This window comes from Mesorhizobium sp. Pch-S (genome assembly GCF_004136315.1).
Taxonomy (GTDB): domain Bacteria; phylum Pseudomonadota; class Alphaproteobacteria; order Rhizobiales; family Rhizobiaceae; genus Mesorhizobium.
The window spans coordinates 2,481,137-2,497,441 of sequence record NZ_CP029562.1 but is presented as its reverse complement, the minus strand read 5'-3'; the positions used below and the strand labels follow the sequence as shown (position 1 = coordinate 2,497,441).

Annotated in this window: 13 protein-coding genes and 2 pseudogenes; 8 read left to right on the top strand and 7 right to left on the bottom strand. The window is 63.8% G+C overall.

What is annotated here, in order from left to right:
- Positions 1–177: 177 nt before the first annotated feature.
- Both C1M53_RS11430 and C1M53_RS11425 read left to right on the top strand, forming a co-directional pair.
- Positions 178–1,170: an adenosine kinase gene (locus C1M53_RS11430; protein ID WP_129412356.1), complete on the top strand. Its 993-nt coding sequence runs from the start codon at positions 178–180 to the stop codon at positions 1,168–1,170.
- Between the two features lie 113 nt (positions 1,171–1,283).
- Complete coding sequence (locus C1M53_RS11425) at positions 1,284–1,862, top strand: histidine phosphatase family protein (RefSeq protein ID WP_129412355.1); 579 nt, start codon at positions 1,284–1,286, stop codon at positions 1,860–1,862.
- Positions 1,863–1,944: 82 nt separating this feature from the next.
- Here C1M53_RS11425 and C1M53_RS11420 read toward each other — a convergent pair whose 3' ends face one another.
- Positions 1,945–2,874: a LysR family transcriptional regulator gene (locus tag C1M53_RS11420; RefSeq protein ID WP_129416129.1), complete on the bottom strand. Its 930-nt coding sequence runs from the start codon at positions 2,872–2,874 to the stop codon at positions 1,945–1,947.
- Positions 2,875–3,026: 152 nt separating this feature from the next.
- Here C1M53_RS11420 and C1M53_RS11415 point away from each other — a divergent pair, with 152 nt between their 5' ends.
- Positions 3,027–4,559, top strand: a complete 1,533-nt coding sequence (locus tag C1M53_RS11415; RefSeq protein WP_129416128.1) for an MFS transporter — start codon at positions 3,027–3,029, stop codon at positions 4,557–4,559.
- Here the strand turns inward: C1M53_RS11415 and C1M53_RS11410 are convergent, their stop codons facing one another.
- Both C1M53_RS11410 and C1M53_RS11405 read right to left on the bottom strand, forming a co-directional pair.
- The gene (locus C1M53_RS11410) at positions 4,560–5,027 is read right to left on the bottom strand and encodes a hypothetical protein (RefSeq protein ID WP_129412354.1); all 468 of its coding nucleotides are present in this window, start codon (positions 5,025–5,027) and stop codon (positions 4,560–4,562) included.
- Positions 5,028–5,065: 38 nt separating this feature from the next.
- A complete protein-coding gene (locus tag C1M53_RS11405) occupies positions 5,066–7,351 on the bottom strand; it encodes an NADP-dependent malic enzyme (protein WP_129412353.1) in 2,286 nt (761 codons plus the stop codon).
- A 220-nt stretch (positions 7,352–7,571) separates the two neighbouring features.
- Here C1M53_RS11405 and mutS point away from each other — a divergent pair.
- Both mutS and C1M53_RS11395 read left to right on the top strand, forming a co-directional pair.
- Positions 7,572–10,219: pseudogene (mutS, locus tag C1M53_RS11400) on the top strand (DNA mismatch repair protein MutS).
- Between the two features lie 196 nt (positions 10,220–10,415).
- On the top strand, positions 10,416–10,754 hold the full coding sequence (locus C1M53_RS11395) for a protamine-2 (modular protein) (RefSeq protein WP_129412352.1): 339 nt from the start codon (positions 10,416–10,418) through the stop codon (positions 10,752–10,754).
- Between the two features lie 55 nt (positions 10,755–10,809).
- On the opposite strand, the gene C1M53_RS11390 is transcribed toward C1M53_RS11395, so the two are convergent.
- Both C1M53_RS11390 and C1M53_RS11385 read right to left on the bottom strand, forming a co-directional pair.
- Positions 10,810–12,873 (bottom strand): bifunctional diguanylate cyclase/phosphodiesterase, encoded by a 2,064-nt coding sequence (locus C1M53_RS11390; protein ID WP_129412351.1) that lies wholly within the window; start codon positions 12,871–12,873, stop codon positions 10,810–10,812.
- 180 nt (positions 12,874–13,053) lie between these two features.
- Positions 13,054–13,680 (bottom strand): TetR/AcrR family transcriptional regulator, encoded by a 627-nt coding sequence (locus tag C1M53_RS11385; RefSeq protein ID WP_281040931.1) that lies wholly within the window; start codon positions 13,678–13,680, stop codon positions 13,054–13,056.
- 14 nt (positions 13,681–13,694) lie between these two features.
- Here C1M53_RS11385 and C1M53_RS32500 point away from each other — a divergent pair.
- The 3 genes and pseudogenes from C1M53_RS32500 to C1M53_RS11375 all read left to right on the top strand — a co-directional run.
- Positions 13,695–14,162: pseudogene (locus C1M53_RS32500) on the top strand (NAD(P)-binding domain-containing protein); the annotation flags it as partial.
- Between the two features lie 12 nt (positions 14,163–14,174).
- Positions 14,175–14,615: a hypothetical protein gene (locus tag C1M53_RS32495; protein WP_348630051.1), complete on the top strand. Its 441-nt coding sequence runs from the start codon at positions 14,175–14,177 to the stop codon at positions 14,613–14,615.
- 61 nt (positions 14,616–14,676) lie between these two features.
- On the top strand, positions 14,677–15,063 hold the full coding sequence (locus C1M53_RS11375) for an ester cyclase (RefSeq protein WP_129412349.1): 387 nt from the start codon (positions 14,677–14,679) through the stop codon (positions 15,061–15,063).
- Between the two features lie 68 nt (positions 15,064–15,131).
- Here C1M53_RS11375 and C1M53_RS32490 read toward each other — a convergent pair whose 3' ends face one another.
- Together C1M53_RS32490 and C1M53_RS11365 are read right to left on the bottom strand one after the other, a co-directional pair.
- The gene (locus tag C1M53_RS32490; RefSeq protein ID WP_348630043.1) at positions 15,132–15,491 is read right to left on the bottom strand and encodes a hypothetical protein; all 360 of its coding nucleotides are present in this window, start codon (positions 15,489–15,491) and stop codon (positions 15,132–15,134) included.
- On the bottom strand, positions 15,488–16,285 hold the full coding sequence (locus C1M53_RS11365; RefSeq protein ID WP_129412348.1) for a DUF899 domain-containing protein: 798 nt from the start codon (positions 16,283–16,285) through the stop codon (positions 15,488–15,490). Before C1M53_RS11365 ends, C1M53_RS32490 begins: the two co-directional genes overlap by 4 nt.
- Between the last annotated feature and the right edge of the window lie 20 nt (positions 16,286–16,305).

The window sequence follows — 16,305 nt, the reverse complement described above, 5'->3', positions numbered from 1 at the left end:
GGCACTGCCGCCCAGCCCACTCAAAGCAATAACTTGCAAAAAATCGGCATTCCGCTAGACCCGCGCCCGGCCGGCGTGGCAGAAAGCCGGGGTTTTGGGCTGCTGGAGCGGCGCGCCTCCGCAAGGACGCGCGAAGGTCGCTCCAGAACTTTAATTTGGGGCCGCACGGAGACCTGAATGCCGGATTACGACGTTCTGTGCATTGGCAATGCCATTGTCGACATCATCGCCCAGTGCGATGAAGCTTTCCTCGCCGACAACGGCATCATCAAGGGCGCGATGAACCTGATCGACGCCGAGCGCGCCGAGCTGCTTTATCGCCGCATGGGTCCGGCCCTGGAAGCTTCCGGTGGCAGCGCCGGCAACACCGCGGCGGGTATCGCCAGCCTCGGCGGCCGTTCCGCCTATTTCGGCAAGGTCTCCAAGGACCATCTCGGCGATATCTTCACGCATGATATCCAGGCCCAGGGCGTTGCCTTCGACACAAAACCGCTGATCGGCATGCCACCCACGGCGCGCTCGATGATCTTCGTCACGCCGGATGGTGAGCGTTCGATGAACACCTATCTCGGCGCCTGCGTCGAGCTCGGCCCGGAGGATGTCGAGGCCGACAAGGCGGCCGGTGCCGCGGTGACCTATTTCGAAGGCTATCTGTGGGATCCGCCGCGCGCCAAGGAAGCCATCCGGCTCACAGCGCAGCATGCGCATGCCGCCGGCCGCCAGGTTTCGATGTCTCTGTCGGACAGTTTCTGCGTCGACCGCTACCGGGCGGAATTCCTCGAGCTCATGCGCTCGCGCACGGTCGACATCATTTTTGCCAACAGCCACGAGATCAAGTCGCTGTACCAGACCTCCTCGTTTGATGAGGCGCTGGCGCAGATCCGCAAGGATTGCCGCATCGCCGCCGTGACCCGGTCGGAAAAGGGCTCGGTCATCGTCAACGGCGACGACACCTTCGTCATCGAGGCCACCAGGATCAACGAGCTGGTCGATACCACCGGCGCTGGCGATCTCTACGCCGCGGGCTTCCTGCATGGCTATACCCAGGGCCGCGATCTCAAGACCTGCGGTGACCTCGGTTCGCTCGCTGCAGGCCTGGTCATCCAGCAGATCGGACCGCGTCCGCGCCAGAACCTCAAGCACGAAGCCGAACAGGCAGGGCTGGGTTAAAACCAGAGCGTTTCCGGGTTTGTCGGAAACGCTCCAACTCTTTGTTCTGCAATTCCGGACGGAAAACCGCCACGCACTTTTCCTGGAATTGCTTGACCAGCAAGGATCAGGTCATGACCAGCCCCTACCCCGAAATCACCCTGGTGCGGCATGGCGAGACCGAATGGAGCGCCACCGGCAAACATACCGGCCGCAGCGACATCCCACTGACTGCCAAAGGCGAGGACGCCGCCCGCAAACTCGGTGAGCGGCTGCAGGACAAAACCTTCAGCGCGATCTGGTCAAGTCCATCCTCACGCGCCCGCCGCACCGCGGAGCTGGCCGGTTTCGCTACGGCTGAAGTCAGGCCCGATCTCGCCGAGTGGGATTACGGCGCCTATGAGGGCCTGAAGACCAGGGAAATCCTGGTCGAACGCCCCGGCTGGAGCCTGTTTCGCGATGGCTGCCCGGATGGCGAGAGCGTAATTCAGGCCGGCGCCCGCGCCGACCGCGTCGTGGCGGCGCTGCGCGAAGCGGGCGGCAATATACTGCTGTTCTCCTCTTCGCACTTCCTGCGCACGCTCACCGCTCGCTGGCTCGGCCTGCCGGCATCGCAAGGGGCGCTGTTCGTGCTCGACACTGCCAGCGTCTCCGTTCTCGGCTACGAACACGACATGAGCGAACCGGTGGTGCGTCGCTGGAACCGGACCTGATCCGTCGCGGGACGGTTTTGCGACCGGAATTGCGTAAACAGGAGTTGGAGCTTTTCCGCGTTTCCGGGGAAGCCGAAACACTCTAGGAAACAGCAGGCTCCGGGCGCACGAGCGTCTCGCAGCGATCGGCGAACAGCCGTTCCGACAGGAAGTCCACGAACACCCTGACCTTGGGCGACAATTGCCGGTTGGATGGCCAGAGCAGCCGAAACTGGCCAGGCGCGTCGAGATAGCGATCGAGCAGCGTCACCAGTTCGCCTTTGGCAAGCGGCCCGCGCACCAGGAAATCCGGCATGCAGCCGATACCGAGCCCGGCCAAAGTGGCGCCGCGCAGCGCTTCCATATTGTTGCAGGTCAGCACGATCTTCGGGCGTGGTTCCATCTCGCCTGCCGGCAGGACGAGCGGCCAGTCATAGAGCTTGCCGCTGTTGGGGAAGCGGAAACGCACCGAGAGATGGCGGTCGAGATCGCGCGGGCAGGCCGGTGTGCCGTGGCGCTCCAGATAGGAGGGTGAAGCGCACAGCAATTGCTGGAAGGGCCTCAACGCGCGCGTCATCAGCCGGGAATCCGGCAGGTCGCCACTGCGCAGCGCGACATCGACGCCTTCGTCGATCAGGTCAACGATGCGGTCGTTGAAATCGAGGTCGAGTTCGACCTCTGGATAACGCGAGGCGAACTCCGGCAGCACCGGCAGGAAGAGATGATAGCTGACCACCGGTGCGCTCACCCTCAGCCGTCCACGCGGCGTCTCGATGGCCTCGGCCAGCATCGCTTGGGCATCGTCGAGATCGTCCAGGACGCGCCGGCAACGTTCATGGAACAGGCGCCCCTCCTCGGTCAGCCGCAGGCTGCGCGTCGAGCGCTGCAGCAGGCGCACCCCGAGCTGCTCCTCCAGCTTGGTCACCGCCTTGCCGACCGCCGAGGGTGACAGCCGCAGCACCCGCCCGGCGGCGACGAAGCTGCCGAGATCGGCGGTGCGCACAAAAGCAGCGAGCCCACTAAGCCGATCCAGAGAACGATCCATTCGAGCGTTTTTCTCCATTATATGTGGAGTAAGAGCCATATTCTGCTCCGATTGGCGCAAGTCTATCATGAACGGGTCTTTCAACAAGCCCGTTGGCTGGTTCGCGCAAGGCGGCCGCTGCGGAAACCTCCGTGGACATCATGGCAAATCCGAAGAAGGCCCGGGGCGCGGCCGAAAAAGCGCTTGTCCTCGTCGCGGTGTGCCTGGCGGCGCTCTCCATGCCGCTCACCTTCACCGGGCCGGCCGTGGCGCTTCCGGCAATCGGCCGGTCGCTTGGCGGCAGCCCGATCGCGCTTTACTGGGTGACCAACGCCTTCATGCTGACCTTCGGTTCCTCGCTGATGGCGGCCGGTGCGCTGGCTGACGCCTATGGCCGCAAACGCATGTTCCTGACCGGCGTGGCCGCCTTCGGCCTGTTTTCCGCGCTCGCCTCGGTGTCGCCTTCGATCTTCTGGCTCGATCTTGCGCGGGCTGCACAAGGCCTGGCGGCGGCGCTTGCCTTTGCCGGCGGTGCGGCGGCCCTGGCGCAGGAATTCGAGGGCCCGGGGCGCATGCGTGCCTTTTCCATGCTCGGCACTTCCTTCGGCATCGGTCTCTCGTTCGGTCCGATCACCTCGGGTCTTCTGATCGATGCCTTCGGCTGGACCTCGATCTTCCTGCCGGTCGTCGCCGCCGCGGCACTTTCTTTCGGGATTGCCGCCCGCTTCATGCGCGAAAGCCGCGATCCTGCCGCAACCGGTCTCGACTGGCCGGGCGCGGCAAGCTTCACCGCCGCACTCGCCTTGCTCACCTACGGGTTCCTCAAGGCGCCGGAAGCCGGTTGGAGCGATCCGGCTGTGGTCGGCCTGCTCGCCGGTGCCGTGCTGTTCTTCACCGTCTTCGGCATCGTCGAGCGCAGGGCGGCACGCCCGATGCTGGACCTTTCCCTGTTCCGCTATCCGCGTTTCGTCGGCGTGCAGTTGCTGGCAGCAGCACCGGCCTATGCCTTCGTGGTGCTGCTGGTTTTGCTCCCGGTCCGCTTCGTCGGGGTCGAGGGCATGGGCGAGATCGCCGCCGGCCGTCTGATGATCGCGCTGTCGGCGCCGCTGCTGGTGCTGCCACTGGTTGCCGGCTGGCTCACGCGCTGGCTGCCGGCGTCGGTTCTGTGCGCCGGTGGCCTCGTCGTTTCCGCCGCCGGCCTGTTCTGGTTGTCCGGCGTGCCGGCAGGTGCCCCCGCCACGGCGCTGGTCCTGCCCATGCTGACCATCGGCATCGGCATCAGCTTGCCATGGGGGCTGATGGACGGGCTCGCCGTTTCGGTGGTGCCAACCGAGCGCGCCGGGATGGCGACCGGCATCTTCAACACCACGCGTGTTGCCGGTGAGGGGCTGGCCCTGGCGGTGGTCGGCGCAGTGCTGTCAGCCCTGACGGTGGGGCATCTCGCCGGTGCCGGGCTTGGCCCGTCCGAGAGCCGGGTGGCTGCCGCGCAGCGCCTCGTCACCGGCGATCTCGCGGCGGCGCAGCAGCTGCTGCCGGAGAGCGGTCACGACCAGCTGGTGGCGCAGTATGGCCTGGCTTTCTCCAGCCTGCTGGTCGTGCTGACCGTCGTCACCCTCATCACCGCGGTCGTGGTGTTCCTGTTCATGGGCCGGAAGGCGGGAGAAGAGGTGGTGGCTGAAGTTGCCGAAGCCTGATTAAGCAGCCGTCCATCCCTTTTCACGCAGGGCGGCAGCGACTTCCCGGCGCGTGTCGAGCTTGAGGTGGAGCAGTTCGACATCGTCGCGGTCGCGCACGGTAAGATGCTTGCCCATGATCATCGCCGTATGCACCTGCGAGCGTGCGAAGCGGTGGCGCTTGTCACCTTTCTGTACGATCAACTCGTCAGTCGACACACTCACTGTCGGTTCGTCATGGACGATAAGGAAACCGCCACCGATGCCGAGCAGGCCACCGATGATGGCGAGCGCCCAAGGCGACAGTTTCTGGTCGATCGTCGCTGCAAACCTGAGCGGCTCTTCCCATGGCACCCACGGCAGTTGCAGCAGCCAGCCGGCAAGATCCGGCAGGAAGGCTACGAACGCGCCGCCCCCGATCACCGTCGCGATGAAGACGGAGATCTGGTCGGTGCGTTTCATCTCGATGACGATGGGTTCGTCGGTCATGGCCGTGGAAACACGGATTTGAAGGGTACGGTAAAGCCTCAGGTTCCAGCCGAATACGCCGCAATCGCTGCCATATTGACGATATCACTGTCCTTGGCGTTGAGGCCGACGATCTGCACCGGCTTGTTGAGGCCGACCAGCAGCGGGCCGATGACGGTCGAGCCGCCCAGCTCCTGCAGCATCTTGGTCGAGATCGAGGCCGAGTGGAACGCCGGCATCACCAGAACGTTGGCCGGCCCGGTCAGCCGGCAGAACGGATATTGCGCCATCACGCGCGGATTCAACGCAACGTCGGCGGCCATTTCACCGTCATATTCGAAATCGACGCGGCGCTTGTCGAGGATGCGCACCGCTTCCTGAACGCGCTCGGAGCGTTCGCCCTGCGGGTGGCCGAAGGTGGAATAGGCAAGCATCGCCACGCGGGGCTCATAGCCCATGCGGCGGGCGAAATTGGCGGCCTCCTCGGCGATGTCCGCGATCTGCTCGGCATTCGGCATGTCGTGCACGGCAGTGTCGGCGACCAGCACGGTGCGTCCTCTTGCCAGCACGATCGACACGCCGATGACGCGGTGGCCGGGCTTGGCGTCGATGACGCGGCGCACATCGTCAAGCGCCGTCGAATAGTTGCGCGTCACGCCCGTCACGATGCCGTCGGCGTCGCCCAGCGCCACCATGCAGGCTGCAAAATGGTTGCGGTCGTTGTTGATCAGCCGCTGGCAGTCGCGGAACAGATAACCTTTGCGCTGCATGCGCTCGTAGAGATAGTCGGCATAGATGGCGTTCTTGCGCGACAGCCGCGCGTTGATGATCTCCAGGCCCGGCTTGTCCAACTCGATGCCGGCATGGCGGGCATTTTCCTTGATGATGTCGTCGCGGCCTAGAAGGATGGCGGTGCCGAGTTTCTGGTTCACATAAGCGACCGCGGCACGCATCACCTGTTCTTCTTCGCCCTCGGCGAACACGATGCGCTTGGGCTGGCGCCGCACGCGGTCATAGATGCGCTGCAGCGTCGAGGCGATCGGGTCGCGGCGTGCCGACAATTCCTGCTCGTAGCGGTCGAGGTCGAGGATCGGCTTGCGCGCGACACCGCTTTCCATCGCCGCTTTCGCCACCGCGATCGGGATCGCCGAGATCAGCCGCGGATCGAACGGCACTGGAATGATGTAGTTGGGACCGAACTTCGGCCGGTTGCCCTGATAGGCGGCGGCGACGTCGTCCGGCACGTCCTTGCGGGCAAGTTCGGCCAGTGCCTGGGCGGCCGCCACCTTCATGGCATCGTTGATGGTGGTGGCGCGCACATCCAGCGCGCCGCGGAAGATGTAGGGGAAGCCCAGCACGTTGTTGACCTGGTTCGGATAGTCCGAACGGCCGGTGGCCATGATGGCGTCGGTGCGGATCTCGGCCACTTCCTCCGGCGTGATCTCCGGGTCCGGATTGGCCATGGCGAAGATGATCGGGTTCTTGGCCATGGATTGCACCATGGTCGTCGTCAGCGCTCCCTTGGCGGAAAGGCCGAAGAACACGTCGGCGCCGTCCAGAGCATCGGCCAGCGAGCGCGCTTCGGTCTTCACCGCATGCGCCGACTTCCACTGATTCATGCCTTCGGTACGGCCCTGGTAGACGACGCCCTTGGTGTCGCACAGGATGACGTTTTCAGGTGAAAAGCCCATCGACTTGACCAGCTCGATGCAGGCGATGCCGGCAGCGCCGGCACCGTTGCAGACGAGTTTCGTCGTCTTCATGTCGCGGCCGGTGATCGCCAATGCGTTGATCAGGCCGGCGGCTGCGATGATGGCGGTGCCGTGCTGGTCGTCGTGGAAGACCGGGATGTCCATCAGCTCACGCAGGCGCTGCTCGATGATGAAGCACTCCGGCGCCTTGATGTCCTCCAGGTTGATGCCGCCGAAGGATGGTCCGAGGAACTTGACGCAGTTGATGAATTCGTCGGCGTCTTCGGTCGCCACTTCGAGGTCGATGGAATCGACGTCGGCGAAGCGCTTGAACAGCACCGACTTGCCTTCCATCACCGGCTTGGATGCGAGCGCGCCGAGATTGCCGAGTCCAAGGATGGCTGTACCGTTGGAAATGACGGCCACCATGTTGCCGCGGGTTGTGTAGTCGAAGGCGCGCGACGGGTCTTCCGCGATGGCCTTCACCGGTACCGCGACGCCCGGCGAATAGGCCAGGCTGAGGTCGCGCTGCGTCGCCATCGGCTTGGTGGGCACGATCTCCAGCTTGCCGGGACGCCCCATGGCGTGGAATTCCAGCGCCTCCTCGGCGCTCACCGAAGGGCCTTGTCCGTCCTGTCCATTCCTGCGGGCCATGCTTTTGTTTCTTCCCCTTCGGCGTGCCTGAGGCGCACTCAATTTCTTTGTGGAGCGTTCGGGATTAAGGCTACACTTCAGGTGAGTAAAGCGCCAAGCAATTGCCTTCGGATTTTTTGGAAACAGTTTCTTGAACGACGAAACCCCCATCGCGACGGAAGACAGCGCGCCACTGGCAAGCGATGCCGCGCCAGTGCCTTCCACGGCCGGCGCGACGCCGATGATGGAGCAGTATCTGGAGATCAAGGCGGCGAATGCGGATTCACTGCTGTTCTACCGCATGGGCGATTTCTACGAGCTGTTCTTCGACGACGCCGAGAAGGCGAGCCAGGCGCTGGGCATCGTGCTCACCAAGCGCGGCAAGCACCAGGGCGCCGAAATCCCGATGTGCGGCGTGCCTGTGCATCCGCCGACGACTACCTGCAAAAGCTGATCGGACTCGGATTCCGCGTCGCCGTCTGCGAGCAGATCGAGGACCCGGCCGAGGCCAAGAAGCGCGGCTCGAAATCGGTGGTCAAGCGCGAGGTCGTCCGCCTCGTCACGCCGGGCACCATCACCGAAGACAAGCTGCTGGCGCCGTCGGAATCGAGCTTCCTGATGACGCTCGGCCGGATCAAGGGGGGCGCCGAGCAGAACTTCGCGCTGGCCTGGATCGAGATCTCCACCGGTGTTTTCCGCGTCGCCGAGACCAATGCCGAGCGCCTGCTGGCCGACATCTTCCGTGTCGACCCGCGTGAGCTGATCGTCGCCGAACCGGTGTTCTATGATCCCGAGCTGAAGCCTGTTTTCGACGTGCTCGGCCGTGTCGCCAGCCCGCAGCCGGCCAGCCTGTTCGACTCCGCCTCGGCAACGGCGCGCATCGCCCGTTTCTTCAATGTCGCGACGCCGGATGCCTTCGGTACATTCAGCCGCGCCGAGCTTTCCGCCATTTCCGGCGCGATCGCCTATGTCGAGAAGACGCAGAAGGCAGAGCGCCCGCCGCTGTCACGGCCGGAGCGCGAGGAAAACGGTGCCACGCTGTTCATCGACCCGGCGACACGCGCCAACCTGGAACTGCTGCGCACGCTTTCCGGCAGCCGCGAAGGCTCGCTGTTCAAGGCCATCGATCGCACAGTCACCGGGGGCGGCGCGCGGCTGCTGGCCGACCGGCTGATGGCACCACTGACCGATGCCGCCGCCATCGGCGCGCGGCTGGATTCGGTTTCCTTCTTCCGCGACGAGACGCGCCTGGCTGAAGCGTTGCGGCTGGCGCTCAAGGGTGTCGCCGACATGCCGCGCGCCTTGTCGCGACTGGCGCTGAACCGCGGCGGCCCGCGCGACCTCGGTGCGCTGCGCGCCGGCTTCCTCGCCGCCGGCGATATCGCGCAGGTCTTTGCGCGCGTCGCGCCACCGGCCGAATTGTCCGCGGCACTGGCCGCGATCGGCGCCCTGCCGAAAGCACTGGCCGAACATCTCGCCGGAGCACTTGCCGACGAATTGCCGTTGCTGAAACGCGACGGTGGTTTCCTGCGCAGCGGCTACGATGCCGAACTCGACGAGATGCGCGCGCTGCGCGACGAGACGCGCAAGGTCATTGCCGGCATGGAGCGCGACCTGATCGAAGAAACCGGCATCCGCTCGCTCAAGATCCGGCACAACAATGTGCTCGGCTATTACATCGAGGTGACGGTCAACCATCAGGCGATCATGACAGGCACCGATGAGGCAAAGGCACGCTTCATTCACCGTCAGACCATGGCCAATGCCATGCGCTTCACCACGACGGAACTGGCAGGACTTGAAACCAGGATTGCCAACGCCGCCGACCGGGCGCTGGCCATCGAGCTCGCCGCCTTCGATCGTCTGCTTGCTGAAGTCGTCGCCGAGGCGGACGCCATCCGGGCCGGAGCCGACGCGCTGGCGGTGCTCGACGTGTCGGCTGCGTTCGCCGCCCTGTCGGTGAGCGAGAACTGGTGCCGGCCGCAGGTCGATGCCTCGCTCGCCTTCGAAATTGTCGGTGGCCGCCATCCGGTGGTGGAACAGGCGCTGCGCCGTACCGGGGAAGGTCCGTTCGTCGCCAATGATTGCGACCTCTCTCCCGAAGGCGATGCCAGGAATGGCGCCATCTGGTTGCTCACCGGCCCGAACATGGGCGGTAAGTCGACGTTCCTGCGCCAGAATGCGCTGATCGCCATTCTGGCCCAGAGTGGTTCCTTCGTGCCGGCGGCAAGCGCGCATATCGGTGTGGTAGATCGCCTGTTTTCGCGCGTCGGCGCGTCCGACGATCTTGCACGCGGCCGTTCGACCTTCATGGTCGAGATGGTCGAAACCGCCGCGATCCTCAATCAGGCCGGGGAGCGCGCGCTGGTCATCCTCGACGAGATCGGCCGCGGTACCGCCACCTTCGATGGTCTCTCGATCGCCTGGGCGGCTGTCGAGTATCTGCATGAGAAGAACCGCTGCCGCTCGATCTTCGCCACGCATTTCCATGAGATGACGGCGCTGAGCAACAAGCTTGGCCGGCTGCACAACGTCACTATGCGGGTGAAGGAGTGGGAGGGCGACGTCGTTTTCCTGCACGAGGTCGGCAAGGGTGCGGCCGACCGCAGCTACGGCGTGCAGGTGGCGCGGCTTGCCGGCTTGCCCGAAGCGGTGGTGGCGCGCGCCAAGCAGGTGCTGCACCAGCTGGAAGAAGGCGAGACCTCCGGCAAGGCCGACCGGCTGGTCGACGACCTGCCGCTGTTTTCCGTGGCGGTGAAGCGCGAGGCGCCCAAACCTGCGAAGACCGATGCACTCGGCGAGGCGCTGGCCGCCATCAGCCCCGACGAAATGACGCCACGCGAGGCGCTGGAAGCGATCTATCGGCTGAAAGGGCTGATGGATCGGTGAGGGTTCGGGATCTGCGGTCGAGGTCCCGCCTCAGACCTGATCCAGCCCAACATCTGAATGACGCCAGCCGGTGCGCCCGTTGGTTCATCACGCCAATGCATCTGCCGATGGCAGTTGGACCATTAAAAAACGTTCAGCAGCCACTCAGATATCGCTATGGTGTCCCCTGCGCGGGGAGCGCAGATTGGAGGAACCAATGGATCGACGGTTATTTCTGACGGGAATACTCGGCGTTGCAGGTGCCGCAGTCGTCATGACGGCAATACGTCCGGGCCAGGCGGTCGCAGGTGTGCCCACGACCGGCGGCGGCATATTGGATGAACTGGAAAAGTCCGACGCGGAGATGACCGTCCTCGATGACGGCGCCGAGGCTGATGTCGAGCTGATCAACCATCGTTCCTGGCATCGTCGCCCGAGGCATCACCGGCCCCCGGGTCGCCCCCGCTGGCGGCGGGTCTGCCGCCGCGTCTACCGTCGCGGCCGCTGGCATGTCCGGTGCTGGCGTGAACGTGTCTGGGTCAGGCGCTGGGCCTGATGGAACGAAAAACCCCGGTTGACGGCCGGGGTTTTTCACAGGTCGTTGCCTGCCCTCATCCGGTCGAGAGGGCCAGATCGTCGCCGAGATTCGCGATGGCCTGTCGTGGCTGTTCCGGGGAAGCCGGCAAAATGCTTTCCCTCGGCCCGGGGCGCCCAAGGTAGTAACCCTGTGCCTCATGGCAGCCTTCGATGCGCAGGATCTGAAACTGGGAGGCAGTCTCGACGCCTTCGGCCAGGACCGGGATCCCGAGGCTCTGCCCTAGTGCAAGAACCGAGCGGACAATGGCCATGGCATGGGTGTTTCGCTCCATCTCGCGTGTGAAGGACCCGTCCAGCTTGATCTTGTCGAAGGGAAAGCTGCGCAGCGTATCGAACGACGAATAGCCGACGCCGAAGTCGTCGATCGATATCTTCACGCCCAATGCCTTGATCTGCCGCAGGATGTGCAGGGCCCTGCTCTTGTCGGCAATGAAGGTCGATTCGGTGATTTCCAGCTCCAGCCGGTTCGGGGACAATCCTGTCTCGACAAGGATGTCGCGTATCAGGCCGGCGAGATCGTTGTGGGCGAACTGGACCGGCGAGAGATTGACGGCGATCTTGTAGGGCCTAGCCAACCGGCCTGCCTCCGCACAGGCCGTGCGCAAGACCCATTCGCCGATCGCGAGGATGAGGCCGGTTTCCTCCGCGATAGGGATGAAGACCGAAGGTGAAATCGGCCCTCTCGTGGGATGTCTCCAGCGCAGCAGCGCTTCATAGCCGAGTACATCGCCGGACTGGACGGATTTCTGCACCTGGTAGTGGAGCTCGAGCTGGCCGAGTTCCAGCGCGTGGCTGAGATCGGACGCCAGGGCATGATGCTCGCGCGCTGCCTTGTCCATCTGCGGTTCATAGAAACATATGGCTCGGGTGATGTCGGCCTTTGCGCGATACATGGCAAGGTCGGCATTGCTGATGAGCACCTGCCGGTCGTGGCCGTCGTCGGGATACAGCGCGACGCCCAGGCTCGCACCCGCCGCCAGGTCGACATTGCCGATGTGAAGTGGCTCCGAAAAGACCTGTTCGAGACGCTTCAGGAAATCATCGAGTTGACGGCGTTCGATGAAAACTTTGACACACATGAACTCGTCGCCACCGATGCGCGCTGCAAACTCGTCGTGCTGGAGAAGGTCGCCAAGACGATGGCCGATCGTCGCCAGTGTGGCGTCGCCGGCCTGGTGCCCGCGCAGGTCGTTGATTTCCTTGAAGCGATCGAGATCGATACCGATGATGGCGACCTTTGCGATCGTGTAGCGCGCCCGCTCCATCTCCTGATCCAGGTGCTCGATGGCGCTGGTCCGGTTGGGCAGTCCTGTAAGGGAATCGGTCATCGCCAGCTTCTGCAGGCGATCGAATGCTTCCTGTGAGGTCTGCTCATCGATGAGATAGCTGATGACACCGGCTCCCAGGACCAGCATGCCAACGCCGACAACGGCAAAGGCAGCCAGGGTCGATGAGGTGGTGCTGTCTGCCGCGGTTGAAAACGGCGTCACCGAGATAGCAGTCATTCCGGTGAAATGCAGGGATGCCACGGCAAGAACAAACAGACCAACCGGCAGATATCGGGTCTCGCCCAGCCATGGCTTGATCGCCTGCCTGAGGGAAACGCCGGCAAACAGAACCGACAGCGCCACCGAGGCGAGTACATAGTCCAGGTTCCAGTCGATCAGCCCGTCGACGCGGTAGGCCATCATGCCGCTGTAGTGCATTGCCGAGATCGCGATGCCGACGACACCACCGCCGACCTCGGCGGCCAGGGGAAAGCGGAAGCTGATCGACAGCCAGAAGCCATAGGCACAGCCGGCAACCGCGATCAGCAGCGAAACCATCGTAAAGGCGGGATCGAAGGTGACAGGCGCCTCATGTTCATAGGCGATGACGGCGATGAAATGCGTACACCAGATCGAGGAGCCGGCTGCCTGCGCCGCCAGGAAGATCCAGCCGGCCCGCTGCCAGCCGTTGCGCGCCTCGGCCTGTCGGAAAAGCCTGAACGTCACCCAGCTGCCGGCGATGCAGACGAACACGGCAAGCAGCACGAGCCACGGGTTATGCTCCGTGACCAAGCATGAGACGACACGCATACAACGCCCCCGGCGCCATTATGTCAGGACGATCGCTGCTCGGATTGTTGCGGATCCAGGCTGACGACCGTCGGCGTCAAGACGTTGCCAAGCAATCGCTAATATTCTGATAGCGTCGATGGTTAAATACGATCGGCCCCTGTCCGAAATGAAACGAAGGGTCTGCCGGTATTTGCCGGCTTAGCGACCGACGCCTCTGGCGATCAGCGATGAGAAGGCGGCGATTGCCGCTGCCTCGGGGATGCGCCCTTCCTGCTGCTCGCGTGCAATCGCTTCCGCTGCGCCCAGCAGGCCGATGCAGGTGAGGCGCAACGATGCGATGTCCATGTCCGTGAAGGGCTGCAGCGCCTTGCACATGATCGCGATGTATTCGCCGACCATGGCGCGTTGCTGCAGGGCCATTTCTTCGCTGCCCTGGAGCGCAGCCGAAATGGCCGGAGCCTCCGGTCCGAGATCGGCAAGGCAATTGAAATAAGCCCTGCTCATGAGATCGGCGGTGGTGCCGAGTTCGTGTGGGGCGACGTCCAGCGCATTTCGAAGCGCCTGTACATACTGGTCTTCCAGGCGCTGGAAGAGCGCGACAAGCAGCCCTGCTCGCGTCGAAAAATGATCGTAGGTGACCGGCCGGCTCACCCCCGCCTTGACCGCAAGGGTGACCAGCGACAGCGCGTCGGCGCCATCCTCGCGAACGATCGCCATGGCGGCATCGAGCAGCTGTTCGCGGCGTTGGTCTTTCGGCAGCTTGACCAGGGGATGAGTCTCTCGCTTGATTTCTACATTTTGTAAGTTACATTTTGTAGGAATCAAAATCAAGCGAGGATGTCTCCATGAGCGATGTAACCGTGATTGGCCTTGGCGAGATGGGCAGCGCGCTGGCCCGAGCCTTTCTGGCAGGCGGAAAGTCTGTCACCGTCTGGAACCGGACGCTGGCCAAGGCCTCGGCGCTGGTACGATCGGGGGCCAACCGTGCGTCCAGTATGGCTGACGCCGTCACGGCCAGTCCGACGGTGGTGATCTGCCTGTCCGATTACGAGGCGACGTCCGGCATGTTCCGCATCGACGACCTGGCCGAAAAGCTCGATGGTCGCTTGATCGTGCAGCTGAGTTCGGGGACACCCCATCAGGCGCGTGCGTTTGGGGCCTGGGTCGTCTCCCAAGGCGGCAGCTATCTCGACGGCGCCATCGGTGCATGGCCCAGGCAGATCGGCAGTCCCGAGGCCGGGCTCCTCATTGTCGGCAAGGAAGACGTGTTTGCAGCCGCCGAACCTCTTCTGAAGCTGCTGGGCGGTGGTCTCAGCTACATGGGCCCCGATTTCGGTCACGCCAAAACCTTGTCGAATGCCGGACTGGCCTATTTTGCCGCGCACTGGATCGGTTTCAGCCATGGCGCCGCCGTCTGTGAGGCGGAAGGCATCGACACTGCCATGTTCGGCGAGATGATGGCGGGGATGGCCGCGTTCTTCAGCGAAGATATGCGCCATATGGGGCGCGTCATCGCCGAGGATCGTTTTGGCGATGCGGAGGCCACGATCCGGATCATCAGTTCCGATGTCGGCTTGCTTGCCGAGACGTCACGCGATCTCGGGATAGGCGCGCAGTTTCCGGATTTCGCTGCCGGCGTCTTTCGGCGCGCAAGGGATGCCGGGTTCAGTGCCGAAGAACCCAGCGCGGTGATCAAGGTGCTGCGCGAAGCAGCGGCGGAGAAGTCAATAAAGGGAACGCAGGCAACCGGATCCCTTTGACCGCATTGTTCATCGACGAACCCACCAGGGATACGTCCAGGGATGCGCCCAGGGATACACAATGACACGTGAGATGCTGGTCTCCGCCTATCGGGCCTATATTGGCTGCCTGAACCGGCAGGATTGGAACGAACTCCGGCGGTTCGTTCATGACGATGTCCGCTACAATGGTATCGAAGTCGGGCTTTCCGGCTACCGTAAGATGCTCGAGGGCGACTTTCGTGCGATCCCGGATCTTCATTTTCGGATCGAACGGCTGATCGCCGATCCGCCGCATATCGCCAGCCGCCTGCGGTTCGACTGCACGCCGACCGGCACCTTGTTCGACCTGCCCGTCAACGGCAGGCGGGTTCAGTTCGATGAGAACGTATTCTACGAATTCGCCGGCGGCAGGATCGAAAAGGTCTGGTCGATCATCGACAAGGCCTCGATCGCACGACAGCTTTGACGTCCTCGAAGGACAGCGTCGCAGATCACCGGACGCTGGGTCATGCAGGCTCGGTCATGCCCCTGTCCTCAGTGATCCGCCGAACGACCCGCCCGTACCAGCCTCAGCCATGGCGCCAGATGGAAGGCGCTCATCAGCAGATACATCACCACCATGCCACCGAGCGGCATTCCCGTCGCGGATGAGCACAGCATCTCGGCTGGTCCACCCGTGATGCCGGTCAGCAAGGCCATGGCGGCAAAAGTCGGCGAAGCCGCCAGTGCCAGCCAGTCCGACGCCGCCAGCGCGGGTGCATGGTCGAGCGCAGTACCGTCCGTTGCGGTTGGCGCTGCCGCATGGCCGACGGGCTTCACGCTGTCGCCGGTGCGGGCACTGGTCCGGCGAGGGGTTTCCTCGTCGGCCCAGATGGAGCAGCACGAGCGGCTCATGATTTCGCACTCGTTGCTTTGGCGCGCATCGCTTCTTCGCCGGCGTCTGAAATCGCGACCCATCCCTTGTCCGGCTCTGCTTCGGTAACGTAGCTGTCGTTCCAGTTCCACCATTTATAGGTCGGGGTCTGCGGATAGCCCTCGGGCGAATCCTCCCAGACTTCCTGGCGGCCGAGCGGTGTGATGTCGAGATAGTTCCAGGTGCCGCCCATCTGTTCGTCGGCACGATCGGCGATGAAATAGGTGCGGAAGATGCGATCGCCGTCGCGCAGGAAGACGTTGTGGCCGTGCCATTCGTCCACGCCGAAATCGACGTCGAAACTGTCGACGATGGTGACCCAGGGAATGCGGTCCCAGCCCATCCGGGCCTTCACACGCAGGATGTCCGCCTGCGGTGCGCGCGAGGCAAAGACCAGCGTGGTGTCGCGGGCATTGAGATGCGAGACATGGGCGACCTGGTCGGCCACCATCGAGCAGCCCCGGCAGGCATGGTCAGGCCAGCCATACACGCCGGGCTCGAAGAAGGCGCGGTAAAGGATGAGCTGCCGGCGGCCCGCGAACAGGTCATGCAGGCTTGCCTTGCCGTTCGGGGTCTCGAAGACATAGTCCTTGGTCACTTCCACCCACGGCATGCGGCGGCGCTCCGCGGCCAGTGCATCGCGGGCGCGCGTGTGGGCCTTCTCCTTCACGAGCAGCTGCTGACGCGCCTGCTCCCACGCTTCCGGTGTGACCACCGGCGGCCTGTGCAGGGCAGCCAGGATTTCGTCGCGTTTGTTTTCGGCGGATGTGGTCATTGTTCTGAACCTCCTTGTCA